We start from the raw sequence: 24,286 nt of genomic DNA on the forward strand, positions 1-24,286 counted from the left end.
CGTGGCCCGGGGGACGGGCACGCCGACGCGGAGACGGATCGACCGAACGTGGCGCGTCGTGGCCCGGGGGACGGACGACGACGCGGGGGACGGATCGGAGCTTGCCCTGGCTCCAACCACCCGACGCGAGGCTCCCGCAATCGAGGAACTTACTCACCTTAACCGATTCGACGCCGCTATGGAAGCGCTCCCATCATCGACGGCCGTACCCGGTCGACGGGCAGCGCGGGCAGGTCCGGTGGGTCAGTCGCCCGCATCGGGTGAGGCCCGCTCACCCCCGTGAACGGCACGATCGGATCCCGGCGGGCCTGCCGGCCACGGTCGTCACCCGGTCCGCCAGCCAGTGCACGCAGCGGAGGGAGGGCCGATGGCCATCGCGACGATCACGCGTACCGACCAGGACATCCAGTCCGCCGTACTCGACGAGTTGACCTGGGAACCCCGGGTGCAGCCGCACGAGATCGGCGTGACCGTCGCCGAGGGCGTCGTCACGTTGACCGGGCGGGTGGACAGCTACGCGAAGAAGTGGGCCGGGGAACGGGCCGCGCACCGGGTGGTGGGGGTCCGGGCGGTCGCCAACGACCTGACCGTGCAGCTGTCCGGCAGCGACGAGCGCACCGACCCGGACCTGGCCGCCGCGGCAGGCAACGCGCTGGAGTGGGACGCGTTCGTGCCCATCGAGAAACTCCAGGTCACCGTCTCGGCCGGCTGGGTGACGCTGCACGGTGACGTCGAGTGGGAGTACCAGCGCCGGGCCGCCGAACGGGCGGTCGGCCGGCTCACCGGCGTGCGTGGGGTGAGCAACGGCATCACCGTCCGGCCGAGCGCGCCGCCGGACGGCGCGAACCTGGCCGGTCGGATCGTGGACGCGCTGGCCCGAGCCGGCGCCACCGAGGCCGAGCGGATCACCGTCCGGGTGCACGGCGACACGGCCGTACTCGCCGGACTGGTGCACTCGATGCCCGAACGCGCCGAGGTGGAGCAGGTGGCCTGGTCCGCGCCTGGCGTCCGGGAGGTCCAGAACCACATCGCTGTCGCACCGGTTCTGCGCTGAGCCGACGGCTGTCGGGTCAACGCCGGCTGGCAGACGCCGGACGAGGTGGCGTCAGCGCCACCGCAGCGCGGAACCACCCGGGACGGGTGAGCCGGCCTCACCCGTCCCGGGAGCAGGCTGGGTGCATGAGTGATCCGAACGGGCTGATCCAACCCGGGCGCCCCGCGCCCGGCTTCACCCTGCCGAGCACTCCGGACGGGCGCCAGACCGGCCCCGAGCAGTTCCGGGGTCGCCCGGTCGTGCTCGCCTTCTACCCCGCCGACTGGAGCCCCGTCTGTGGGGACCAGATGTCGCTCTACCAGGCGGCGGCACCGGTGTTCGACCAGTACCAGGCGATGGTGCTCGGCATCTCGGTGGACAGCGTCTGGTCGCACCGGGCGTTCGCCGAGAGCCAGGGCATCACCTTCCCGCTGCTGTCCGACTTCGAGCCCAAGGGTGAGGTGGCCCGCCGGTACGGCGCGTACACCCCGCGGGGCGAGGCGGCCCGCGCGCTGGTGGTGCTCGACCAGGCCGGGACGGTGGCGTGGAGCTACCTGTCGGCCCCCGACGTCAACCCGGGCGCGGACGGAATCTTCGACGCGCTGGACAACCTCGCTCGCGATCGAAAGGTGATGGCCGGATGACCACCCCACTTCAGGTCACCGCCCGGCTCCGGGAGCCGGTGACCGTCGAGGACCACGTCCGCGGGCCGTCCAACGCCGCGGTGACAGTCATCGAGTACGGCGACTTCCAGTGCCGGTTCTGCGGCGCCGCGTACCCGAACCTGCACGAGTTGCTGCGTCAGCGTGCCGACACGGTACGGCTTGTCTACCGCTACTTTCCCATCGCGAACGTCCACCCGTACGCCGAGCGGGCGGCGGAGACGGCGGAGGCCGCAGCGGCGCGGGGGAAGTTCTGGGAGATGCACGACTGGCTGTACGAGCACCAGGACCAACTGGACCCGGTGCACCTTTCGCTCGGCGTCGAGCAGCTCGGGCTGCCGCCGGACGAGCTGAACGGCGAGGTGGAGCGACGGACGTTCGCCGACCGGGTCCGCCGGGACTTCGTCGGCGGTATCCGCAGTGGGGTCAACGGCACGCCGACGCTCTTCGTCAACGACGTTCGGCACGACGGCGGGTACGACCTGCCCGACCTGCTGGCGGCCGTGGACGCGGCGGCGAACGCCTGACCGTGGCGGCCGATCGGGGCGGCTCGTGAGTCGCTCAGATCAGCCGCAGCTCGCGCGCCCGCCGGACCGCCTCGCGCCGGCGGGTCGCGCCGAGCTTGCGGTAGATGTTGCGTACGTGCGTCTTCACCGTGTTGACCGACAGCGACAGCTCGGCGGCGATCTCCACGTTGGACAGGATGCTCTGCAGGTACCGCAGGATCGTCAGCTCCCGCTCGGTGAGCGACTCGTCGAGGAGGCCACCGGGCTCGACCGCCGGACGGGGGGCGCTCTCCTCGACCCCCCGGACCAGGTCGCTGACAAGCGAGAAGTGCGCGGTTCCCGCGTCCAGGTGAGCGGCCAGCAGGTCCCGCACCGACGGCTGAGCCCTGGTGAACGCTCGTCGGCAGCCCTGCGGGCCGGCCAGGTCCAGCACCTGCTCCAGGACGCGCCCGGCCCGGCGTCCGTCCCCGGCCCGCTCGGCGAGCACCGCCTCCAGCAGGCCGGCGTCCAGGCGTACCGGAAGGGGCCAGGCGGCGGCGGGCGGGGCCTGCCAGTCCGGCAGCACCCGCTCGGCGGCGCCCAGATCGCCGGCCCGCAACTCCACCCGGGCCAGGGCCACGTCGAGTGCCGGTGTGGCCGCGTCGCCGGTGACACCGGCCAGAAGGTCCCGGGCGCCGTCCAGATCACCTCGCTCGGCCCGCGTCTCGATCTCGGCCGCCCGCACCAGACTCGACAGTTCGGCGGCGGCCGGGCCGTCGGGCAGGGCCTCCCGGGCGCGAGCGAGCAGCCGCTGGGCGGCCGCCGGGTCGCCGGCGTCCCGGTCCAGCAACGCGCGACACAGCGCGAAGACCGCCGCCGCCACCGGCTCCCCGACCGGTCCGGACCGGTCGGGCGGAACCGTCCCCGCGAAGCCGTCCGCGCCGCGCGCCTCGACCGCCCCGGTCGCGCCGGTCGCGTTGGTCGCGTTGTCTATGGCCGCAGCGCCCGCCGCGCCGGCCACCCTGGCAGCGGCGGCAGCGCCGGTTGCCGGGGCGGCGAGAGCGAGGTTCGCGGCAGCCTCCTCGGGTTGGTCACGATGCACGGCCACGACCGCCAACGCCAGGTACGCGTAGCCGCAGTCGAGCCGGCAGGACCAGCCCCGGCAGGGCGGCATTCCCAGCGCGTCGCGGGCCGCCAGCTCGGCCGCGCGAAGGTCACCGCGAACGGCGAGCAGGAGCGCCGACCGGCTGGCCCCGACGAGTTCGGTGCGCGGCCGACCGGCCTCCCGGGCCGCGGCCCGAGCCCGGACGAACCGCGCGTCGGGCAGCCCGCCGGCGGACAGCTCGACCAGACCGAGCGCGGTGCCCGTGAAGGCCCGTAGGTCGGCGTCGTCGGCGTCCGAGCCGGTGGCGATACCGGCCGCCCGACGCTGCGCCGAGCCCGCCTCCGCACGCGCCGGAACCAGGGCGTCCTGACGATCCGCTGAGCCGGCTGGCGCGCGCTCCGGCGGCGACGCCTGACGATCCGGTGAGCCGGCTGGCGCGCGCTCCGGCGGCGACGCCTGACGATCCGGTGAGCCGGCTGGCGCGCGCTCCGGCGGCGACGCTTGACGATCCGCTGAGCCGTCGGTCGGGCGGGTGCGCAGCAGCCGGGCGGCGGCGGCACGTGCCTGCGGCAGGTCACCGGCGAGCCGGGCCACTGTCAGCTCCAGGGCCGTGGCCAACCGCAGGAACCGGTCCCGTCGCGGCACGGGCAGCGCGCCGGCGTACCCGGCGGCGGTGCGCAGGTGGCCGGCGGCAGCGGGCAGGTCACCGGCGTACGCCCGCTCGGCGGCGCAGGCCAGGGCGACCTCCGGGTCGGTGCGCACCACCTCCGGCGGCGGGGACGGCGGCGGGGACGATGACGCCTCGGTGACCGGATCGCTGTCGTAGCGGGTCAACTCGGGCCAGTGCGCGACGAACAGGTCGCCGGCCAGGTTCCACCGACCGGCGGCGAGGGCGTGCCGCAGCCCGTCGACCGGGCGGTTGGCGCCGGAGTACCAGTCGGCCGCCCGCGCGTGCAGCTCCCGCACCTCGTCGGCGGGCAGGCGGGCCAGCTCGGCGCGGAGCAGGTCGGCGAGCAGCGGGTCGCAGCGGTACCAGGGCGGGCGGGTGCCCTCCGGGTGCAGCAGGCCGCCGGCCCCGGCCAGGTCGGCCAGGGCTCGCCCGGCGTCCGCGCGGCCGGTCAAGGCCTCGGCCAGGTCGGCGCAGACGGTTTCGGCGAGGGCCGTACGGCGCAGCAGGTCCCGGTCGGCCGGGTCGATGGCGGCCAGGACCTCCTCGTGCAGATAGCCGGCGATCTCCGGTTGGTCGCCGCCGAACTGCCCCACCCAGCGCTCCGGGTCGGGCTGATCGCGCAACGCCAGCGCGGCGATCCGCAGCGCTGCCGGCCAGCCCCCGGTGCGCTCGCGCAGCCGACGCACCGCGGCCGCCGGCAGTGGCGCGCCGTGCGCGGTCAGCAGGTCGGCAACCTCGTCGTCGGTAAAGGCCAACTCGTCCGGGCCGATCTCGGTGAGCTCACCGGCGAGGCGCAGCCGGTGCAGGGCCAACGGCAGCCCGGCCCGCGCCCCGACCACCAGGTGCAGCCGCTGCTCGGAGTGCCGCAGCAGGAACTCCAACCCCCTTAGCGCTGCCGGGTCGGTGATCCGGTGCAGGTCGTCCAGGACCAGCAGCACCGGCTGCTCGGCGGCGGCGAGCCCGGCCGCCAGGAGTTCCAGCTGGTCGGGGCGTGGCGGGCCGGTGGGCAGCGGTGTCACCAGGTCGTCGTCGGCCGCCCCGGTGGCGGTGCGCAGCGCCGCCGCCAGGTACGCCCAGAGCCGGTCGCCGTCGTCGCCGGCCTCCACCGAAACCCAGGCCGGCGAGGACACGGGCCCGGGCTCGGTCAGCCGGACCCAGGAGGCGAGCAGCGTGGTCTTGCCCCAGCCGGCGGGCGCGGCGACCAGGGTGACCGGCCCGGCGCCGCCCTCGTCGAGGCGGCGCAGCAGGCGGGGCCGGGCCACCACCGGCTCGGGCGGCACGGTCGGGGTCAGCCGGGACGCCAGGAGGGGCCGCTGCTCCTCCCGGCGTTCGGGTGCCGTGCCGATCCGCGCGCGATCCTGCTGTTCCGGCACCCGGCCCCACCCCCACCGACGCGTTCCACCCCCGGTCGGCGAGCGGTTACCCGGCGGGAACCGGTTCACCCCTTCCGGGCGAGCCCGCTTCACCCGGGCGCGACAGACGATCGGGGGACGTGGACCGGGAGGACCGATGGGACCGATCAGACGACTGGCGCGGGCGAGAGCCGCCATCGGCGGCGGTGCGCGGGTCGGGGCGGCACGGCTGGCGCGCGTACCCAGAAGGCGCGGCCGACCCGGCGCGGACCGCGACGCGGCGGCCGGTTGGGAGGTCGTGACGGTGGACCGACCCCCGGAGCAGGTCCTTCCCGACGGCCGGTGGCCGGAGCCGTTGCGCCAGCTGCACGGCGTTGTCGAGGTGCGGACGCGGCCGGCGCCGGGTGATCGGGGCACCGAGCTGGCCGCCCGCCCGCTGGCCGACGCCGCCGCGGCGGCCGGCCTGACCGCGCATCTGGTCGGTGACGACCCGCGGCTGCTGGTCCGCCGGACACTGCGCCAGGTCAAGCAGCGCGTGGAGGCCGGCGAGGTGCTGCGCGCGGACCGCTCGGCGCTGGACCGCCGGACGGTCCGCGGGTGAGGGCGCTGTGCTGGGTGGCCGCCGACGAGCTGGCGGTACGCGAGGTGCCCGACCCGGAGTTGCGTAACGAGCGGGACGTCATCATCCGCGTCCGCCAGAGCGCCACCAGCGGCGGCGACCTGCCGCTGCTGGCCGGTCGGGATCCGCTGCTGCGCACCGGTGACGTGCTGGGGGCGGAGTTCCTGGGCGAGGTGGTCGAGGCCGGTCCCGCCGTCCGGCGACACCGGGTCGGCGACCGGGTGGTGGTCGGCGCGAGTGTGGCCTGCGGCGGCTGCTGGTACTGCCGCCGGGGACGGCACTCCTGCTGCGACAACGGCGGCCCCGACGTGGCGAGCGTCGATCCGGACCGGGGGCGTTCCGACGTGGGCTGCTTCGGCCGGCCCCGGGCGGCGGGCGGCTTCGCGGGCGGGCACGCCGAGTACGTCCGGGTGCCGTACGCGGACGTGGGCGCCTTCCGGGTGCCGGACGCGGTCGGCGACGACCGGGCGCTGTTCGCCGCCGACGTGGCACCGACCGGCTGGCTGGCGGCCGAGCTGGGCGAGGTGCGGCCCGGCGACGTGGTGGCGATCTGGGGCGCGGGCGCGGTTGGTCAGGTGACCGCTCGCGCCGCGACGCTGCGCGGCGCCGCCCGGGTGCTCGTCGTCGACGGGTACGCCGACCGGCTGCGGATGGCCGAGCGGCACGCCGGGGCGGACCCGCTGGACTACCGCCGCACCGACGTCGCGGCGGAGCTGCGGGAGCGCAGCGGTGGGCGCGGCCCGGACGTGTGCGTGGTCGCGGTGGGCGTACCGCCGACGCGGTCGGTGGTCGATCGGCTGGCCGGCCGGGACGTCGACCGCCCGGACGCGGTACGCGAGGCGGTGCACGCCTGCCGCAAGGACGGTGTGGTGGTGGTGCTCGGCGGGGCCGAAGGGCACGTGGACACGTTTCCGCTGGGCGCGGTGACCGACAAGCGGCTCACGGTGCGGGGGGCGCGCCGACCGGACCTGCGGGACGTGCCGATGCTGCTGCACCGGATGGCCCGCGACGAGCTGCGGACCGAGCACCTGGCGACCCACCGGCTGCCGCTGGAGGACGGCCCCCGCGGGTACGCGCTGTTCCGCGACCGCGCCGACGGCTGCGTCCGGGCCGTGTTCACGCCGTGACAGGCGTTCCCGATCAGCGCTGGGCGATGGCGGGTGGCAGACTCGGGGAATGGCTGGCGAGCGGGCGTACGACGTGGTGCTGTTCGGGGCGACCGGCTTCACCGGCGGGCTGACGGCCGAGTACCTGGCCCGACACGCGCCGCCCGGGTTGCGGTGGGCGCTGGCCGGGCGCAACCCGGATCGCCTCGCCGCCGTGCGCGACCGGCTCGCCGCGATCGATCCCACGCTCGGCGACCTGCCGCTGCTCACCGCCGACGTGACCGACGCCGGGTCGTTGCGCGCCGTGGCGGAGAGCGCCCGTGTGGTCGCCAGCACCGTCGGCCCGTACGTCCACCACGGGGAGCCCCTGGTCGCGGCCTGCGCCCGGGCCGGCACCGACTACCTGGACATCACCGGGGAGTCGGAGTTCGTCGACCTCATGTACGTCCGCCACCACGCCGAGGCGACCGCCACCGGCGCTCGGCTGGTGCACGCCTGCGGGTTCGATTCCATCCCCCACGACCTGGGCGTCTGGTTCACCGTCAAGCAACTGCCGGCCGACGTCCCGATCACCGTCGACGGCTACGTACGCGCCGGTGGCCGATTCTCCGCCGGGACGTACCATTCCGCGCTCACCGCATTCGCCCGGACCGGGGAGGCCAGCCGGGCCGCCCGGGCCCGCCGGGCGGTCGAGCCGCGCCCCACCGACCGTCGGGTCCGGGCGGTGCCCGGCAAGCTGGCCCGCTCGACGGAGCTGGGCATCTGGACCGTGCCGCTGCCGACCATCGACCCGCAGGTGATCAGGCGTTCGGCTGCGGCCCGCCCGGAGTACGGCCCGGACTTCCGCTACCGGCACTTCGCCGCCGTGAAGCGGCTGCCGACCGTGCTGGTCAGCGCGGTGGGACTCGGCGCGCTTGTCGGTTTGGTGAAGGTGCCGCCCACCCGGCGGTGGCTGCTCGGGCGGCTCGCCTCCGGGCAGGGCCCGACCCCGCAGCGGCGGGCGTCGTCCTGGTTCCGGGTCCGGTTCGTCGGCACCGGCGGCGGGCGACACGTGGTCACCGAGGTCGCGGGCGGCGACCCGGGCTACGACGAGACGGCGAAGATGCTCGCCGAGTCGGCGCTGTGCCTGGCGCTCGACGACCTGCCGCCGACCGCCGGCCAGCTCACGCCGGTCACCGCGATGGGTGACGCGCTGCTGGACCGGCTGGTCCGGGCCGGGCTCACCTTCCGGGTGCTGAAGCGGGACGAGAGCGCCCCGACGCCGCCTGCGGCGGCCAAACCGGACGCGGCGACACGGGACGCGGAGCCGGCGGCTTGACCCTCGACCAGGTCGAGGGGGCAGGATGCCCGACGTGGTGAGCGACCTGCACAGCATCGGCGAGTTGGCCCGGGCCAGCGGCCTGACCGTCAGCGCGCTGCGCTTCTACGACTCGGCGGGGGTGCTGACGCCGGCCCTGGTCGACCCGGTGACGGGTTACCGCTGGTACACCGACGAGCAGATCGGCCCGGCGCGGCTGGTCGCGGGGCTGCGTCGGGTCGGCATGCCGGTGCCCGAGATCGCCGCCGCCGCCCGCGCCGAGCCTGCCGAGGTGCACCGACTACTCGACGCGCACCTGCGCCGGCTGGCCGACGGGCTGGCCGACGCCCGCCGCGAGATCGTCCGGCTCCGGGCCCTGGTCGACCCCACGCCCACGACGGTGACCACGCTGCTGCTCTCCCCCGCCGAACTGGCAGCCGCGCTCGACGCGGTGCGCTTCGCCGTCGGCGTCGACCCGGAGCTGCCGGCGCTGTCCGGGATGCTGCTCGACGTCGAGCCGGACGGTGTGCGGCTGGTAGCCACCGACAGGCACCGGCTCGCGCTGGCCCGGGCCGGCGCGGTCGTCGACGGGCCGCCCGCGCGGGTGCTCGTGCCGGTGGACCTCGTCGACCGGCTGCGCCTGCTGCTCGACACCGCCGATGCCCGGCCGGTGCGGCTCACCGTGGCCGGCGTCGACCTGCGGGCCGAGGTGGTCGGTCGGACGCTTACCGGCACCGCCCTGCCGTACGACTTCCCCGACTACCGTCGGCTGCTGCGCGAGGCGGTCGGCGAGCGGCCGGCCGCGTACCGCATCCCGGTGGACGTGGTGGCGCTGCGCGCGGCGCTGCGCGACCCGGCGGCCCCCACGCTGGCCCGCGAGTACGCCGGCACGCCGTTGGCGGTGTCCGTCCTCGGTCTCGACGACTCCGGCGGCCTGCGCCTGCTGCACCCCGCCGAGCTGTCCACGGCCGACCCGGCCGCCGAGCTGTCCACGGCCGACCCGGCCGCCGAGCTGTCCACGGCCGACCCGGCCGCGGAGCTGTCCATGGCCGACCCGGCCGCGGAGCTGTCCATGGCCGACCCGGCCGCGGAGCTGTCCACGGCCGATCCGGACGCGGAGCGGAGAAGCGGGCTGCGGTTCGGGGTGAACGGCCGCTACCTGCTCGACGCGCTGGACGCGGCCGGCGGCCCGCAACTGGTGCTGGAGGTGGACGGCCCCATCGCCCCGTTGGCCGTGCGGCGGCCCGACGACGAGGACACCTTCTCCGTGCTGATGCCGATCCGGCTGTAGAAACCGGTCGCGCTCCCCGTAGTGGGGTGGAAACGTGCGCGACGGTAACATCTGTTGGTTCAGTGAACCCCGGACGGAGGCGTACGGAGCAGCATGCTCGACATGGAGTTGATCCGGAAGGATCGCGAGGCGGTGGCGACCGCGCTGGCGAAGCGTCTGGATCCCGCCGAGGTCGATCGGGCCCTGGACGAGATCCAGCGACTCGACCAGGAACGACGCGCCCTGATCACGGAGATCGACGCCGACCGGCAGCGCCGCAAGGCCGAGGCCCGCGCGTACGCGCAGGCCAAGCGCGCCGGCACCGAGCCGCAGGTCGCCGCCCCGGAGGCGGAGCGTAAGCAGCTCGCCGACCTGGAGTCCCAGTTGGACGAGGTGCAGGCCCGGCTGCGCGACGCGATGAGCGAGCTGCCGAACCTGCCCAGCGACGACGTCCTGCCCGGCGGCAAGGAGGCGAACCGGGTCGTCAAGACCTTCGGCGAGCCGCCGGTGATCGAGAAGGTCCGCGATCACGTGGAGCTGTCCCGCGCGCTGGGTCTGGTCGACTACGAGCGCGGGGTCAAGCTCGGCGGCTCCGGCTTCTGGATCTACACGGGGGTCGGCGCGCGGCTGGAGTGGGCGCTGCTCAACTACTTCGTCGACCAGCACATCAAGGCCGGGTACGAGTTCCTGCTCCCGCCGCACCTGCTGCTCGACTCGGCGGGTTTCGCCGCCGGTCAGTTCCCCAAGTTCTACGACGACGTCTACCACCTGGACGCCGACTCCGCGCCACGCGGACAGTTCCTGCTGCCCACGTCGGAGACGGCGATCCTGGGCGCGTACCAGGACGAGATCCTGGAGACCACGAAGCTGCCGCTGAAGGCATTCGCGTACACGCCCTGCTATCGGCGGGAGTCGGCCGGGTCGCACTCGGACGAGCGCGGCACGGTGCGCGGCCACCAGTTCAACAAGGTGGAGATCTTCCAGTTCACGCTGCCGGAGCAGGCCGACGCGGCACTGGAGGAGATGCTCGCCCACGCGGAGAGCCTGGTGGAGGGGCTGGGCCTGCACTACCAGCGCACTCTGCTGTCGGCCGGCGACGCGAGCGCCTCGATGAAGAAGACCCTCGACATCGAGGTGTGGATGCCGAGCACCGGCAAGTACAAGGAGGTGTCGTCGGTGTCCTGGGCCGGCGACTACCAGGCCCGCCGGGCGGCCATCCGCTATCGCGAGCCGGGCGCCAAGCAGACCCGGTTCGTGCACACGCTCAACGGTTCGGCGCTGGCCACGAGCCGGCTCTTCCCGGCCATCCTGGAGCAGTACCAGCAGGCCGACGGCAGCGTCCTGATCCCCAAGGTCCTTCAGGACCGCCTGGGAACAGACCGCCTGACCCCGCGCTGATCCGGCCGTTGATCATGAAGTTATTGCCCCTCACCTCGGCGTGTCGCGGCAATAACTTCATGATCGACGCGGGAGACGCCGGGAGGCGCCGTGCGGCGCCGTGGGAGTCGGGCTGCCAGGAGTAGGGCTGCCAGGATGGCCAGGAGCACTGTGGGGCCCAGGGTGTCCACGGTGTCGGCCAGGGTTTGCTGGACCTTCGTTGCCGCCTGGATCACCGGGTCGCCTCGGGCGTCGCGGTGGCCGGCGGCCAGCCGCAGCTCGTACCAGCCGTACCAGGCGACGTAGCCGCCGGCGAGCAGCAGCACCAGGCCGCTGAGCCGGGGCACCAACGCGCCGGCGACACGCAGCCGGGCCACCAGCCCGTCGCGCAGCAGCGCCACGCCGAGCGCGGCGACCGCGACCACCAGACCCATCCCGAGGGCGTACGCGCCGAACAGGGCCAGCCCGCGCCCCGTCGAGCCGGCCTGGAGGCTGGTCACCACGATGGCCAGAAAGGGTGCGATGGCGCAGCCGAGCGAGGCGAGCGCATACGCCGCGCCGAACAGCGCCATCGACGGCCAGGACCTCGTCAGCCGGGGCGCCCGGGCCGACCAGCCGGGAGCGGGCAGCCGCCGACCGGCGAGCAGCCAGCAGCCGGCCACCAGCAGCAGCAGACCGAGCGCCACGGTCAGCCACGGCAGCCGGGGGCGCAGCCAGCCGGCCAGCGGCGCGAGCGCCAGGCCGAACGCGCCGAAGACCACCACGTACCCCACTGTGAGCCCGGCCGCCGCGGTGAGCGCGCGGCCGACCGCGCCGCGGGCGTCCGACGCTCCGGCGACCAACAGCGAGAGGTACGCGGGCAGCAACGCGAAGCCGCACGGGTTGACCGCGCCGAGCATGCCGGCGGTCAGCGCGAGCAGCAGCGGGGCGGTCACGCCCCGGCCAGGGCGGCGACGCGGGCGGTGAGCGACTCACCGTCCAGGAAGCCCTGGTGGACGATCCTGCCGTCCCGATCGATGATCACGAAGATGCTCTGCTCGGTCACCGTGAACCGCTTCCAGAGCGTGCCCTTGCGGTCGTCGATCTGCGGCATGTCACCGAGGTCGAACTCGCTGACGAAGTTCTTCATGTCCCGCTGCTCGCCCAGCCCGGCGACGCCGACGATCGGCACGGTGTCCCGGTAGCGGGGCGCGATCTCGGCCACCGTCCACGCCTGGCTGGCGCAGGTGGCGCACCACGGCGCCCAGAACCACAGCACCACCGGCCGGCCGGCCAGTCGCGTCGCGTCGAACGCGCTGCCGGTGAGGGTGGTCCCGGTGAAGCGCAGGGTGTCCGGGACCGGGGCGGGCGCGGCCGACGGCGAGCCGGTCGCCGGGGCAGCCGGGGTGGCCGGGGAGCTGGTCGGGGCCGGCGCGGTCCCGGCGGCGGTGGCGTCGGGCGGCACCGTGCCGGTGCAGGACGCCGTGGCGAGCAGGGCCGCGACGAGCGCCCCCATGATGGCGGCGCGGGGCGCGTACGCCGCCGCTGTCCGCCCGATCGGCTTGCGCATCCGCAGCTCCGTTCGGCAGGTGTGGTGGTCAGTGCCCTTCCCTACTCGGCCTTCGCGAGGCGAAGGGCGAGTTCCGGGCAGACCTTGACGGCCTTCAGGGCGCCCTCGCGCAGCCAGGTCGGCACGGGCGTGGCCGGGAACGCCGGGTAGCCGTTGCCGTCGAGCCGGATGAAGTCCGGGACCACGTGCGCGCAGAGGCCGTGCCCGTCGCAGCGGGACCAGTCCAGCGTGAGCTTCTGCGGGTTGGGGTCGGGCGCGCCGGGCAGCCCCATGACGCCCTTGACCCGCCGGCCGCAGCCGTCACCGGTGCTGTGCAACCGCAGGTCGTCGGCGAAGACCTCGATCGCGGAGAGGGCGAAACGGGCCGTGCCGTCCGGGTGGCTGCACGCGCCCCGGCCCTTGACCTCGCCGGCGGCGGCCCGCACCACGTCGGCCGGTTGGCTGCCGGCCACGGCCAGGTCGACCGCGCGGGCCAGGTCCGGCAGACCCATCTTGCACGGGCCGCACTGGCCGGCGGACTCCCCGGCCAGGTAGCGCACCACCTGGGCGGCCTCACCGAGCGGGCAGGTGTCGACGCCGATGGGGATGATGATGCCCGCGCCGAGGGTGCCGCCGACCGCGGCGAGGCCCTTGCGGGAGACCTCGGCCTTCTCCGCCGCCTCCGGGGTGATCCATTTGCCGTGGTAGCCGCCCATCAGGATGCCCTGGACGTCCGGGACCTCGCACAGGTCGAGAACGTCGCGCAACGGCATGCCGGCCGTGCACTCCACCACCGCCGGACGGCCCGCCGCGCCGGTCACGGTGAGCAGCACGGTGCCCGGCTCGTCGTCGGTGCCCAGGGCCGCGTACTCGTACGGGCCGAGCCGCGCGCCGACGGCGAGCTGGGCGTACGTCTCTGCGTTGGACAGCAGGGTGGGCAGGCCGCTGACGCCGGAGTCGCTGGAGCGCTTCTTGGTGCCCGGGGGGATGTGCGGCAGTCCGTTGATGCCGTTGACAAGCGCCCCGCCCTCGCCGGAGATGAACCGGTGCGGCACCGTGACGATGGTTGTCGGCACCGGCATCCGGCGCTCCGCGAGGGCCTCCATCAGCGAGTCCCGCCCGACACCGTCGTCGGCCACGCCGATCACGATCTCCTCGGCGTCCAGCGCGTACGCGGTAAGCGCCGCGCCGTCGAGGATCAGGTGCGGGGCGCGGGTGAGCAGCACCTTGTCCTTCCAGCTGGCCGGCTCCCCCTCGCTGGCGTTGACGACCACCACGGCGGCGAGGTCCTGCCGCTCGCAGGACTCCAGCACCGCGCGCAGCTTGCGGGCGAACGGGAAGCCCGCCCCGCCCTTGCCCTTGAGCTGCATGCCCTCGACGAGTCGGAGCAGCTGCGCGGGCTCCATCGGGCCGATCGGCCCGTGCACCTCCTCGTGCGCGAGCAGGTCGAGGCGGCCGTACTCGGCGAAGCCGGCGGTCAGCCGGGGTTCGCCCACACAGGCGACAGGTGGTACGGCGGTCCGCATCATTTCGCCTCACCCCGCAGCCCGGCCCAGTACGCCCCGTCCACGGCGTCCGCGCTCGCCTTGCGGCGCTTCGCGGACCGGCCCTCGCCGGCGGCCCGGCGGGCTCGCCGCGACGCCAGGTCGACGAGGGTCGGGGTGTCGTCGACGGGCGGCGGCACCTCCTCGGGGACGTACCGCGCCGGCGGACGCCAGTAGTCCGGCTCCTCCGGCAGGTCGTCCTCGGCACTGTGCCGGCCGCTGCCGCTGCGCGGCGCCGCCGAGATCGGGCCGGCCGACATGGGGCTCGCCGAGATCGGACCGGCCGAGATGGGGCTCGCCGAGATCGGACCGGCGGAGATCGGCTCGGCGGACTGCCAGCGGCGCGGGCTGTCCCACGGCTCCTCGGGCTCCTCGACGGCCCGTCGGGGCGGCGCCGAGTACCGGGTGCCCTCGTCCTCGGAGCGGGATCGGCGGCTGCTCCGCTCGGCGGCCGGCTCCTCGGCGCGACGACGCCGGGTCGGGGCGGTCTCCTCGTCCCGGTCGCGGGTGCGCGACGTGCGCCGCCGGGTCGCCGGCGCCACCTCCTCCTCCTCGACGCTACGCCGGCTCGACCGGCGGGTCGTGGTCTCCGTCTCGTCACGCCGCCCACGCGTCGGCCGGTCGGCGTCCTGCCGGGCCGCCGGCGCCTCGTCGCGCCGCCGTCGGGTGGGCCGGGCCGGCTCGGCGAGCGAACCGGGCTCGGGCACCACCGGAACGGTGAACCGCTCGGGGTCGCGCCGCCGCGGGCCGGCCGGCGCCGTCCAGGTGGCGGTGGTGGCCTCGGCCCAGGCCGGGCGCTTGTCCTCGCTTGTGTCGCGGCGGCGGCTCAGGCCGGCCAGCAGCGACCGGCCGCGGCCCTCCTCGGTGGCCCGCCCGGCCAGCACCGCGTTGCGCACGGCGGCCTGGTGCTGCTCCCGGCTGCGCCGGCCGATGGTGACCGAGAGTCGGACCAGCAGCGCCAGCACGACGAACAGAATGCAGGCGAGGTAGCTGAGCACCACCCAGGACTTCGCGGCCCGACCGGCGTTGAGGCCGTGCAGCACCGCGAACGGCCACGCGAGGTACGCGGTGGAGTGCAGCGACCGCCACAGCCACTTCGGACCGACGCCTGCGAAGCGGGCCCGGATGATGCCGGTCCAGATCACGCTGACCATGAGCAGGGCCGCCACCGTGCCGAGGCCGACGTAGAGGCCCCTGCCGCCGACGAACGGCACCAGTGAGTCGGTCGCCGCCGCCCGGCCGGTGGCAATCTTGGTGAGGACGTGGAAGAGCAGCCCGGCCGCGCCCAGGACGCCCGTGGCGCGGTGCGCCGACTGCATCAGCACCCGGTGCGAGATGCTCAGCACCAGGCGGTCGGTGGCGAGCAGGCCCAGCATCACCGTGAGGCTCAACGACACCAGGGCGACCACCCCGGCGAAGAACTCGGTGAAGAAGAAGCCGTACGCGTACGCCGTCTGGCCGGCGCCGGTCAGCATGGTCGCCGCCCAGAGTCCGGCAAGGACGGACGCGATCAGCAACGTCGTCGCCGAGCGCGACCGGGTCCGCACCCCCCGACTGCTGGTGCTGGTCCGGACCTCGGTGGCCTTCTCGTTCTGCTTTGCCCGGGCCATCTGCTCCTCGATCGTCTCGCGGCGGCGTACCACCGGCCGACCCCTGCTCCCCCATCCAGTACGGGCCGGCGGGGCGAGCGGATCACCCGGGGCGGGAAATTTCTGGGCCGGATCGAACCGACAGGCATCGGGACGCGTGTGGCGGCCACCGTGGACAGCGACCGCCGTCCATGCATTGACAGCCGTTGCAACACGCTTGTAACCTTTCGGCAAATTTCAGCATGGGTTGCAAGATTCGAGCAGCCGCTGCGCTCCCCCACCGCACCGCCACCCCCGCCCCACCCCCGCTCCCCGTCAGGAGTCCCGATGCACCGACGTCGACGCGGCTCGGCGATCCTCGCCCTCGGCCTGGTCGCCAGCCTGCTCGTCCCCCTCACCGCGACGGCGCCCCCGGCCGCCGCCAGCCCGTCCGGCGCCAAGAAGGTCATCGTCCAGCTCTTCGAGTGGAACTGGCCTTCGGTGGCCAGCGAGTGCCAGAGCACGCTCGGCCCGAAGGGCTACGGCTACGTCCAGGTCTCGCCCCCGCAGGAGCACGTGCGGGGCAACCAGTGGTGGCTGGCGTACCAGCCGGTCAGCTACCGGATCGAGTCCCGCAAGGGCACCCGGGCCCAGTTCCAGTCGATGGTGAACACCTGCCACGCCGCAGGCGTCAAGGTGCTCGTCGACGCCGTCATCAACCACATGTCCGGTCAGGACAACGGGGGCACCGGCTGGGCCGGCTCGTCGTACGCGCACTACGACTACCCGGGCATCTACCAGACCCAGGACTTCCACCACTGCGGGCGCAACGGCGGCGACGACATCGCCAACTACAACGACAGGTACGAGGTGCAGAACTGTGAACTGGTCAACCTGTCGGACCTGAGGACCGAGTCGGACTACGTCCGCACGAAGATCGCGTCGTACCTCAACGACCTGCTCTCCCTCGGCGTGGACGGCTTCCGGCTGGACGCCAGCAAGCACATGCCGGCCGCCGACATCGCCGCGATCAAGGGCAAGCTGTCCCGCTCGGCGTACGTCGTGCAGGAGGTCATCTACGGCCCCGGCGAGCCGGTCCAGCCGACCGAGTACACAGGCAACGGTGACGTGCACGAGTTCCGCTACGGCAAGGACCTGGCCCGGGTGTTCCGCTCAGAGAAGCTGGCGTACCTGCGCAACTTCGGCGAGGGCTGGGGGCACCTGCCCACCGGCTCGGCCGCCGTGTTCGTGGACAACCACGACACTCAGCGCGACAGCAGCGGCGTGCTGACCTACCGCGACCGGGGCATCTACGCCCTGGCGAACGCCTTCATGCTGGCCTGGCCGTACGGCTCGCCGACGGTCATGTCCAGCTACACCTTCAGCGACCGCGACGCCGGCCCACCCTCGGACGGCGCGAACAAGACGCTCAACACCACCTGCTACTCCGGCTGGGAGTGCGAGCACCGCTGGCCGGTGATCGCCAACATGGTCGGCTTCCGCAACGCCACCGAGGGTGCCGCCATGGCCAACTGGTACGACAACGGCAACAACCACATCGCGTTCAGCCGCGGCGGCAAGGGCTTCGTCACGCTCAACGACGAGGACTCCGCCGTGAACGGCCGCTCGTACTACACCGGGCTGCCCGCCGGCCGGTACTGCGACGTCATCCACGGCACGTACGCGGGCGGCACGTGCAGCGGGCCGGTGATCACCGTGGACGGCAACGGCTGGTTCGCCGCGAGCGTGCCGGCGCACGACGCGGTGGCCATCCACATCGGCGCGCGGGTCTGAGCGTCGGGGTCCCCGGGTATCGGCGAACCGGGGGCCCCGAACCACCCATCGACATAAAGTGGTTTGGTGCCGTTTGACCGAATGACCCCGTACCGTCGCCGGGGTGCCTGGGTGGTCACCGCCGTCGCCGTGGCCGCCCTGCTGATCACCGCGCTGCTGGTCGGCCAGGCCCTCACCCCGCGCTCGACGAACCCCGACCGAACCGTGGCAGCCGACCCGACGCCGAGCAGCATCGAGCAGAGCCCGGAGGAGTCCGTCCCGCCGGCCGCGCCCGCCCCGGCCGGTCTGCCGGTGCTCGACTACGACCCCGCGCCCAAGGGTTTCCCCGCCGACCCGGCCACCATGGACACCACCGCGCTGACCGAGGGCGTGCATCCGACCCGGAAGATCGCCGCGTACGACGCGCCAGGCGGACGGCCGCTGGCCTTCCTCGAACCGACGCTCGCCGGTGTCGAGCTGACCGTGCCGATAGCGCAGCGGCGGGTCGGCTGGACGGCAGTCCTGCTGCCCTCGGCCAACAGGCGTCTGGCCTGGCTGGCGCCCGGAGGGTTCGACACCGTGGCGCTGCGCGACCAGATCGTGGTGGAGCGCAAGGCGCACCGGCTCACCTGGTACCGGGCCGGCAAGGCGGTGCGCTCCTGGGAGACGAGCCTCGGCCAGTCCGGGCAGGAGACGCCGCTCGGGCGGACGTTCGTCCTGGGCCGCACCCCACCGCCGGAGGAGGTCTACGGCGGGGTGGACATCTACGCCCTCGGCTCGGTGCCCGACGACCCGGAGGCGGTGCCCACCGGGCTGCGCGGCGCGCACATCGGCCTGCACACCTGGTACAACGACGACGACCTGGGCGAGAACACCACAAACGGCTGCATCCGGGTCACCCGCAGCGGCCAGCGAGAACTGCTCGCCGAGGTCCGGCCCGGCAGCAGCCTGGTGGTGGTCGACCAGCTTCCCACCCCGCCGCCGACCGCCTGAGCGGCGCCGCTCAGTCGCCGAGCAGCCAGCCGTTCTGCTCGGCGATGCGGACTGCCGCCGCCCGGTTGCGCGCGCCGGTCTTGCCGATCGCCGCCGAGAGGTGGTTGCGCACCGTCCCCTCGGACAGGTGCAGCGCCTTCGCCAGCTCGGCGACCGCGCCGCCGGCCCGGGCCGCCCGCAACACCTCGGTCTCCCGCTCGGTCAACGGGCTGGCCCCGGTGGCCAGGGTCTCCGCGGCCAGCGTCGGGTCGACCACCCGCAGGCCGGCGTGCACCCGGCGGACCGCGTCGGCGAGCTGCCGGGCCGGGGTGTCCTTGACCACGAAACCGTTCGCACCGGCCTCCATGGCGCGGCGCAGATAGCCCGGCCGACCGAACGTGGTCACCACCAGCACCCGGCAGGCCGGCAGCGCGGCCCGCAGCGCGGCGGTGGCGGCAATCCCGTCCAGGCCGGGCATCTCCACGTCCAGCAGGGCCACGTCGGGGGCAGTGCGGAGCGCCTCGGACACCACCTCGTCGCCGCGGCCCACCTCGGCCACGACGGTCAGGTCCTGCTCCAGGGAGAGCAGCGCGGCCAGCGCGCCCCGCACCAGCGCCTGGTCGTCGGCGAGCAGCAGCCGGATCGGCGGGGACGCCGCGCTCACCGGGCCTCCGCCGGAGCGTGCACCCGCAGCAGGAAGCCGCTGCCGCCATCGTCGGACCGACGACCCACGGTCACCACGGCGTCCAGCCGGCGGGCCCGCTCGCGCAGGCCGACCAGCCCGTACCCGGCGGCATCGGCGTCCGGCGTGGACGGCCCCCGGCCGTCGTCGCTCACCTCGACCCCGTCCGGGCGCACCCGGATCGTGCAACACCGCGCGCCGCTGTGCCGGACCACGTTCGTCACCCCTTCCCGTACCGTCCAGCCGAACAGCCGGTCCCACTCCCTGGGCAGCTCCGGCACCTCGGCCGGCAACTCCGCCGCGATGCCCGCCGCGGCGAGGGCGGACCGCGCGCCGGCCAGCTCCCCGGCGAGGGTGACCTCCCGGTACGCCCCGACGGTCTGCCGCACGTCGGCCAGCGCCGCCCGCGCCAACCTCTCCACCTCGGCGATCTCGGCGGCCGCCCGGGCGGTGTCGACCTCGATCAGCCGCCCGGCCAGCTCGGCCTTGATAGCGACCACGGTCAGCGAGTGCCCGAGGATGTCGTGCAGGTCGCGGGCGGCGCGGGCCCGCTCCTCGGCAACCGCGAGCCGGCCGATCTCCTGCTGGGCGGCCCGGAGTTCGCTGTTGCGCTGCGCGAGACGGGACACGCCGAACATGGCGAACGAGGCGAGCACCACCGCGACGGTGACAGTGCTCTCCCCCGTCCAGGTCGGCACCAGCCAGGCGCCCAGCAGGGGAATCAGTGCGCAGAGCGCCACGATGACAAGCGCCTGCGTCGCCGACAGCAGGAACACCGCGGACGCGGCCACGAACACCAGCGTGGCCGTCCAGTCCCCGGCGGTGCCCGGGATGCTGGCCAAACCAACCGCCACCAAGCCCAACAGCGCGAGCCCGGCCCGTCGTGGCGGAATCGGTTGAAGGTGCTCACGCAGGTGACGGGCCCACTGGAACAGCAGCACGTAGCCCAGGCCGAAGACGAAGAGGGTGGCCACGCCGACGATTCGCCGCCACGGCTGCGCCTGGTCCAGCGCGGTGGAGATCGGCACGTTGAGGAAGAACAGCCACACCGCGGCCAGCAGCCAACCGGTGAACCGCCATCGGCGGCTCACCGGTCGGGGCTGACCCGTCAGGGAGTCCATCGGCTTAACGCTAGCGGTAGCGGCGGTCAGACCCGAGCGGTGTCCCGGCGGAACAGCCGGGCCGCGCCGATGCCGAAGGCCAGGGTCCAGAAGACCATGTTGGCCAACCCGGCCATGCTGACCCCGTCGCCGGTCAGCGGGGCGCGAGCCAGCTCACCCATGCCGTACACCGGGGTGAACTTCGCGGCCTGCTGGAGCACGTGCGGCAGCACCTCGACCGGCACGAACAGGCCGCCGAACATGGCCAGCACCGCCAGGATCGGCCCGATGAACTGCATGACGTTCTCGGCCGGCACCAGATAGCCGATGAACAGACCGAACGCGGCGAAGACCAGCGAGCCGATCCACGCGGCGAGCCCGGACAGCAGCCAGACGTACAGCGGGAGGCGGACACCGGCCGCGGCGCCCACCACGAACTCGATGACGACCGCGAGCAGGCCGAGGGTCATCGCGGTGGCCACCTTCGTGGCCACGTAGGCGGGCGGACGCAGCGGGGTGAGCCGCAGCTGCCGGCTCCAGCCCAACGCCCGCTCGGTGGCCACCGCGCCGCCCGCGCTGGTGGTCGCCACCATCGCCGCGTAGACGGCGAGGCTGATCATGACGTACGCCGTCACGGGCCGCCCGTTGTCAAGCATCTGCCCCCGCTGCGGCAGGCCGAAGATGAGGAAGAAGACCGCCGGCATGATCAGCGTGAAGGCGAGGGTACGGCGGTTACGCAGCACCCGGCGCAGCTCGATGCCGAGGACGGCCGGGGCGAAGCCACCCATCGCGGGCAGCCGACGGTCGGGCTGGTCGAGTCGGTCGGTACGGGTGGCTGCGGGGGTGGCCGGCAGGGTGGACATGTCAGGCTCCGATGCGCTCGGTGGTCAGGGCGAGGAAGGCGTCCTCGAGGTTGCGGGAGGTGATCTCCACGTCCCGGGCGGCGGTCCGGGTGAGCAGGTGGCGGGCGATAGCATCCGAGTCGCCGGTCCGCACCAGCACGCTGTCGCCGCGTACCTCCACGGCGTCCACGCCGGGCAGCGCGGCCAGCGCGGCCTGGTCGGCGCCGGGCAGGGTGGCCCGCACCGTACGGCCGGCGGCCAGGTTCTTGATCTCCGCGGTGGTGCCGTCGGCGACGATCCGTCCCTGCCGGACCAGCACGATCCGGTCGGCGTACGCGTCCGCCTCGTCCAGGTAGTGGGTGGCGAAGATGACCGTCCGCCCGTCGCGGGCGTCGCGACGCAGGGCCTGCCAGAAGTCCCGGCGGCCCTCGACGTCCATGCCCGTGGTCGGCTCGTCGAGCACCATCAGGTCCGGATCCGGCAGCAGGGCCAGCGCGAACCGCAGCCGCTGCTGCTGGCCGCCGGAGCACCGCCCCACGATCCGGTCGGCGATGTCGGCGATGCCGGCGCGCTCCAGCACCTCGGCAGCCGGGCGGGTGTGCCGGTAGAAGTGGGCGGTCATCCGCACGGTCTCGCCCACCGTGAGGTCCTTGAGCAGCCCGCCGGTCTGGAGGACGGCGGCGACCCGACCCCGGGCCACCGCCTCGTCAGCGGTGCCACCGAGGACGCGGACCGTGCCCGCGTCCGGGCGGGCCAGGCCGAGCAGCATGTCGATGGTGGTGGTCTTGCCCGCCCCGTTGGGGCCGAGGAACGCCACCACCTCGCCGGGCTGCACCCGCAGGCTCAGCCCGTCGACCGCGGTGACCGTACCGAAGGTCTTGGTGAGGCCGTTCAGCTCGACGGCCGGATGCGTACTGGTCATGGCATAGATGCTCCGGCGTCGGGGGCCGGGGCTCCCGGAGCGGCCGTCACGTTCCGGCCGTGACATTTGTCAGGGGCGATGCGCCGTCGCCGCGCGGTGCCCGCGCCCTGCGGCCGGGCCGCGAGGGGAGGAATTCCGGGCGCGGCAGCGGGTAAGCGCGCGGCCGGACACCGCGACACCGGGAGGACGCGATGGGTGCCACGCCGCAGGGTCGGGTCGACACGGTCGTGCTGATCCACGGACTCTGGATGACCCCGCGCAGTTGGCAGGGGTGGATCGAGCGGTTCACCGCGCGCGGCATGCACGTCATCGCCCCCGCCTGGCCCGGGATGGACCGGTCCGTGGAGCAGTTGCGCGACGATCCCACCCCGATCGCCCAGCAGAGCATGGCCACGATCGTCGCCCACTACGACCGGATCATCCGGGCGCTGCCCCAACCGCCGATCATCATGGGCCACTCGTTCGGGGGCCTGTTCGCGCAGGTCCTCGCCGACCGCGGCCTGGGCGCGGCGGTGGTCGGGGTGCATCCCGCGGCGACGAAGGGGGTGCTCAAGGTGCCGTTGAGCCAGTTGCGCTCCGGCTTCCCGATCCTGCGCAGCCCCGCCAACCGGAGCAGGGCCGTCCCGTTCACCGCGGACGACTTCGCCTACGCCTTCGGCAACACGATGAGCCGCGCGGACTCCGACCGGGCCTGGCAGCGCTACGCCGTCCCGGGCGCCGGCCGGGTGTTCTTCGAGGGCGCGTTCGCCAACCTCGACCCGCGCTCACCCGCCCGCGTCGACGTCGGGCGCGACGACCGCGCGCCGCTGCTGCTGATGGCCGGCGGAGCCGACCACGTGGTGCCGGCGTCGGTGGTCCGCGCCAATGCGGGCCTCTACCAGAAGTCCCGGGCGCTCACCGCGTACGAGGAGTTCCCCGGACGGTCGCACTTCACCGTCGGGCAGGACGGCTGGGAACAGATCGCCGACTACGCGCTGGACTGGGCGCTGCGCGCGGCGGCGCTGCCCCGGGAGGCGACAGTCGCCAGCGAGGCCCCTCGCCGCTGACCCGCCCATCGCACGCCAGCATGATCTCGCCTTCCATGAAGTCGGGGTATTCCTGACGCCAGGACACGCCGACTTCATGCAACCGGAGTTGATCACAGCGACGTGCTCATTCCCCGGCATGTGCGGGGCTGAGCGGGGTATCTCGATGGGATGAGGGCCAGTTTCCGGCTTGGCCGGATCGCGGGGGTGCCGGTCGGCGTCAACTGGAGCGTTCTGGTCATCTTCGCGCTTATCGCGTGGGGGCTGGCCGCGAACCAGTTCCCCCGCTCGTACCCCGACCGCTCGCCGGTGGCATACACAGTCGCCGGTCTGGCCGCGGCGGTGGTCTTCTTCGTCGGCCTGCTCGCCCACGAGGTGTCGCACGCCGTGGTGGCCCAGCGCAACGGGCTGACCGTCGACGGCATCACGCTCTGGCTGTTCGGCGGGGTGGCCGAGCTGCGGGGCGAACCGCGCGACCCCGGCGCGGAGCTGCGGATCGCGGGCGTCGGTCCGCTGGTCAGCCTGCTGCTCGGGGCGTTCTTCGGTGCCATCGCGTTGCTGCTCGCGCTTGCCGGGCAGGGTGGGCTGCTCTTCGGCGCGATCGCGTGGCTGGCCGGCATCAACGTGCTGCTGGCGGTCTTCAACGTGCTCCCGGCCGCGCCGCTGGACGGGGGTCGGCTGCTGCGGGCCGCGGTGTGGAAGGCCACCGGCGACCGGGCGCGGGCCTCCGTGGTCGCGGCGCGCGCCGGCTGGGTGCTCGGCGCGCTGCTCATCGGCCTCGGGCTGTGGCAGTTCCTGTCCGGGGTCGGCTTCGGTGGGCTCTGGCTGGCGCTGATCGGCTGGTTCCTGATCGGCGCCGCCGGGACGGAGGAGCGGCAGGCACGCGCCGGGAGCGCGCTGCGCGGAATCCGGGTCAGCGACGTGATGACGCCGCAGCCGCAGACCGCCTCGGCGGACATGACTGTCGCCGACTTCGTCGACCACTACCTGTTCGCGTACCGGCACTCGGCGCTGCCGCTGACCGAGGAGGGCCGGCCGACCGGTCTCGTGACCCTGGACCGGGTGCGGGGCGTACCGGCCGACAGGCGGGCGTCGACCACGCTGGCCGAGGTGGCCTGCCGGGCCGACCAACTGGTCCTCGCGCAGCCCGGGGAACAGCTCAACGACCTGCTGCCCCGGCTCAGCGAGTGCGCCGACGGCCGCGCCCTGGTGGTGAGCGACGACGGTCGTCTCACCGGGATCGTCTCCCCCAGCGACATCAGCCGTGCCGTCCAACGCGGCAGCCTGCGCACCGCCACCCCAACCCCATCCCGTTGATCATGAAGTTATTGCCCCGACACCCCGGGCAGGGTGG

Annotated in this window: 21 protein-coding genes; 12 read left to right on the forward strand and 9 right to left on the reverse strand. The window is 74.1% G+C overall.

Translation table 11 applies throughout. The features are described 5' to 3' along the window. Positions 1-367 precede the first annotated feature (367 nt). The 3 genes from AB0K10_RS14545 (at position 368) to AB0K10_RS14555 (ending at position 2,222) form a co-directional block, all read left to right on the forward strand. Positions 368-1,054 carry a BON domain-containing protein gene (locus tag AB0K10_RS14545; RefSeq protein WP_363683422.1) on the forward strand — a complete coding sequence of 229 codons (687 nt, stop codon included), beginning with the start codon at positions 368-370 and terminating at the stop codon, positions 1,052-1,054. A gap of 125 nt (positions 1,055-1,179) precedes the next feature. Beyond that, entirely contained in the window at positions 1,180-1,677 is a 498-nt protein-coding gene (locus AB0K10_RS14550) for a redoxin domain-containing protein (RefSeq protein WP_363683424.1), read from the forward strand. Then, positions 1,674-2,222, forward strand: coding sequence for a thioredoxin domain-containing protein (locus AB0K10_RS14555; RefSeq protein WP_363683426.1), 549 nt, complete (start codon positions 1,674-1,676; stop codon positions 2,220-2,222). The genes AB0K10_RS14550 and AB0K10_RS14555 overlap by 4 nt, the downstream gene beginning before the upstream one ends. Before the next feature lie 34 nt (positions 2,223-2,256). Here AB0K10_RS14555 and AB0K10_RS14560 read toward each other — a convergent pair whose 3' ends face one another. Further along, entirely contained in the window at positions 2,257-5,328 is a 3,072-nt protein-coding gene (locus AB0K10_RS14560) for a LuxR C-terminal-related transcriptional regulator (RefSeq protein WP_363683428.1), read from the reverse strand. A 136-nt stretch (positions 5,329-5,464) separates the two neighbouring features. Here AB0K10_RS14560 and AB0K10_RS14565 point away from each other — a divergent pair, with 136 nt between their 5' ends. The 5 genes from AB0K10_RS14565 to serS all read left to right on the forward strand — a co-directional run bounded on the left by AB0K10_RS14565 (position 5,465) and on the right by serS (position 10,997). Further along, a complete protein-coding gene (locus tag AB0K10_RS14565; RefSeq protein ID WP_363683430.1) occupies positions 5,465-5,908 on the forward strand; it encodes a hypothetical protein in 444 nt (147 codons plus the stop codon). Continuing rightward, positions 5,905-7,053 carry an alcohol dehydrogenase catalytic domain-containing protein gene (locus tag AB0K10_RS14570; protein WP_363683432.1) on the forward strand — a complete coding sequence of 383 codons (1,149 nt, stop codon included), beginning with the start codon at positions 5,905-5,907 and terminating at the stop codon, positions 7,051-7,053. Before AB0K10_RS14565 ends, AB0K10_RS14570 begins: the two co-directional genes overlap by 4 nt. Positions 7,054-7,102: 49 nt before the next feature. Then, positions 7,103-8,350 (forward strand): saccharopine dehydrogenase NADP-binding domain-containing protein, encoded by a 1,248-nt coding sequence (locus tag AB0K10_RS14575; protein WP_363683434.1) that lies wholly within the window; start codon positions 7,103-7,105, stop codon positions 8,348-8,350. Between the two features lie 25 nt (positions 8,351-8,375). Further along, complete coding sequence (locus AB0K10_RS14580; protein ID WP_363683436.1) at positions 8,376-9,620, forward strand: MerR family transcriptional regulator; 1,245 nt, start codon at positions 8,376-8,378, stop codon at positions 9,618-9,620. A gap of 93 nt (positions 9,621-9,713) precedes the next feature. Then, positions 9,714-10,997, forward strand: a complete 1,284-nt coding sequence (serS, locus tag AB0K10_RS14585; RefSeq protein ID WP_363683438.1) for a serine--tRNA ligase — start codon at positions 9,714-9,716, stop codon at positions 10,995-10,997. Positions 10,998-11,017: 20 nt separating this feature from the next. On the opposite strand, the gene AB0K10_RS14590 is transcribed toward serS, so the two are convergent. Genes AB0K10_RS14590 through AB0K10_RS14605 form a run of 4 tightly spaced genes read right to left on the reverse strand, consistent with a single transcriptional unit; the run spans position 11,018 to position 15,691 of the window. Next, positions 11,018-11,911 (reverse strand): cytochrome c biogenesis protein CcdA, encoded by an 894-nt coding sequence (locus AB0K10_RS14590; protein ID WP_363683440.1) that lies wholly within the window; start codon positions 11,909-11,911, stop codon positions 11,018-11,020. Beyond that, positions 11,908-12,525 (reverse strand): thioredoxin-like domain-containing protein, encoded by a 618-nt coding sequence (locus AB0K10_RS14595; protein WP_363683442.1) that lies wholly within the window; start codon positions 12,523-12,525, stop codon positions 11,908-11,910. Before AB0K10_RS14595 ends, AB0K10_RS14590 begins: the two co-directional genes overlap by 4 nt. A gap of 41 nt (positions 12,526-12,566) precedes the next feature. Next, positions 12,567-14,033: an NADH-ubiquinone oxidoreductase-F iron-sulfur binding region domain-containing protein gene (locus AB0K10_RS14600; RefSeq protein WP_363683444.1), complete on the reverse strand. Its 1,467-nt coding sequence runs from the start codon at positions 14,031-14,033 to the stop codon at positions 12,567-12,569. Beyond that, the gene (locus AB0K10_RS14605) at positions 14,030-15,691 is read right to left on the reverse strand and encodes a hypothetical protein (protein WP_363683446.1); all 1,662 of its coding nucleotides are present in this window, start codon (positions 15,689-15,691) and stop codon (positions 14,030-14,032) included. The genes AB0K10_RS14600 and AB0K10_RS14605 overlap by 4 nt, the downstream gene beginning before the upstream one ends. Positions 15,692-15,964: 273 nt before the next feature. On the opposite strand from AB0K10_RS14605, the gene AB0K10_RS14610 reads away from it, so the two are divergent. Next, positions 15,965-17,410: an alpha-amylase family protein gene (locus AB0K10_RS14610; protein ID WP_363683448.1), complete on the forward strand. Its 1,446-nt coding sequence runs from the start codon at positions 15,965-15,967 to the stop codon at positions 17,408-17,410. A 66-nt stretch (positions 17,411-17,476) separates the two neighbouring features. Then, on the forward strand, positions 17,477-18,382 hold the full coding sequence (locus AB0K10_RS14615; protein ID WP_363683450.1) for a L,D-transpeptidase: 906 nt from the start codon (positions 17,477-17,479) through the stop codon (positions 18,380-18,382). Positions 18,383-18,392: 10 nt separating this feature from the next. On the opposite strand, the gene AB0K10_RS14620 is transcribed toward AB0K10_RS14615, so the two are convergent. From AB0K10_RS14620 to AB0K10_RS14635, 4 genes are read right to left on the reverse strand one after another with little or no spacing between them, the layout of a single operon-like run. Continuing rightward, entirely contained in the window at positions 18,393-19,025 is a 633-nt protein-coding gene (locus AB0K10_RS14620) for a response regulator transcription factor (protein WP_363683452.1), read from the reverse strand. Further along, entirely contained in the window at positions 19,022-20,164 is a 1,143-nt protein-coding gene (locus AB0K10_RS14625) for a histidine kinase (RefSeq protein WP_363683454.1), read from the reverse strand. The genes AB0K10_RS14620 and AB0K10_RS14625 overlap by 4 nt, the downstream gene beginning before the upstream one ends. Before the next feature lie 26 nt (positions 20,165-20,190). After that, a complete protein-coding gene (locus tag AB0K10_RS14630) occupies positions 20,191-21,006 on the reverse strand; it encodes an ABC transporter permease (RefSeq protein WP_363683456.1) in 816 nt (271 codons plus the stop codon). 1 nt (position 21,007) lies between these two features. Continuing rightward, positions 21,008-21,907 (reverse strand): ABC transporter ATP-binding protein, encoded by a 900-nt coding sequence (locus AB0K10_RS14635; RefSeq protein WP_363683458.1) that lies wholly within the window; start codon positions 21,905-21,907, stop codon positions 21,008-21,010. 191 nt (positions 21,908-22,098) lie between these two features. Between AB0K10_RS14635 and AB0K10_RS14640 the strand changes: the two genes are divergently transcribed. Both AB0K10_RS14640 and AB0K10_RS14645 read left to right on the forward strand, forming a co-directional pair. After that, complete coding sequence (locus AB0K10_RS14640; protein WP_363683460.1) at positions 22,099-22,953, forward strand: alpha/beta fold hydrolase; 855 nt, start codon at positions 22,099-22,101, stop codon at positions 22,951-22,953. Between the two features lie 150 nt (positions 22,954-23,103). Continuing rightward, positions 23,104-24,249, forward strand: coding sequence for a site-2 protease family protein (locus tag AB0K10_RS14645; protein WP_363683462.1), 1,146 nt, complete (start codon positions 23,104-23,106; stop codon positions 24,247-24,249). The last annotated feature ends 37 nt before the right edge of the window (positions 24,250-24,286 follow it).

This window comes from Micromonospora sp. NPDC049274 (genome assembly GCF_040678875.1).
Classification (GTDB): domain Bacteria; phylum Actinomycetota; class Actinomycetes; order Mycobacteriales; family Micromonosporaceae; genus Micromonospora.

Coding starts and splice junctions, on each gene's coding strand:
- AB0K10_RS14545 (WP_363683422.1), top strand. CDS start 368: ATGGCCATCGCGACGATCACGCGTACCGACCAGGACATCCAGTCCGCC.
- AB0K10_RS14550 (WP_363683424.1), top strand. CDS start 1,180: ATGAGTGATCCGAACGGGCTGATCCAACCCGGGCGCCCCGCGCCCGGC.
- AB0K10_RS14555 (WP_363683426.1), top strand. CDS start 1,674: ATGACCACCCCACTTCAGGTCACCGCCCGGCTCCGGGAGCCGGTGACC.
- AB0K10_RS14565 (WP_363683430.1), top strand. CDS start 5,465: ATGGGACCGATCAGACGACTGGCGCGGGCGAGAGCCGCCATCGGCGGC.
- AB0K10_RS14575 (WP_363683434.1), top strand. CDS start 7,103: ATGGCTGGCGAGCGGGCGTACGACGTGGTGCTGTTCGGGGCGACCGGC.
- AB0K10_RS14580 (WP_363683436.1), top strand. CDS start 8,376: ATGCCCGACGTGGTGAGCGACCTGCACAGCATCGGCGAGTTGGCCCGG.
- serS (WP_363683438.1), top strand. CDS start 9,714: ATGCTCGACATGGAGTTGATCCGGAAGGATCGCGAGGCGGTGGCGACC.
- AB0K10_RS14595 (WP_363683442.1), bottom strand. CDS start 12,525: ATGCGCAAGCCGATCGGGCGGACAGCGGCGGCGTACGCGCCCCGCGCC.
- AB0K10_RS14600 (WP_363683444.1), bottom strand. CDS start 14,033: ATGATGCGGACCGCCGTACCACCTGTCGCCTGTGTGGGCGAACCCCGG.
- AB0K10_RS14610 (WP_363683448.1), top strand. CDS start 15,965: ATGCACCGACGTCGACGCGGCTCGGCGATCCTCGCCCTCGGCCTGGTC.
- AB0K10_RS14625 (WP_363683454.1), bottom strand. CDS start 20,164: ATGGACTCCCTGACGGGTCAGCCCCGACCGGTGAGCCGCCGATGGCGG.
- AB0K10_RS14630 (WP_363683456.1), bottom strand. CDS start 21,006: ATGTCCACCCTGCCGGCCACCCCCGCAGCCACCCGTACCGACCGACTC.
- AB0K10_RS14635 (WP_363683458.1), bottom strand. CDS start 21,907: ATGACCAGTACGCATCCGGCCGTCGAGCTGAACGGCCTCACCAAGACC.
- AB0K10_RS14640 (WP_363683460.1), top strand. CDS start 22,099: ATGGGTGCCACGCCGCAGGGTCGGGTCGACACGGTCGTGCTGATCCAC.
- AB0K10_RS14645 (WP_363683462.1), top strand. CDS start 23,104: ATGAGGGCCAGTTTCCGGCTTGGCCGGATCGCGGGGGTGCCGGTCGGC.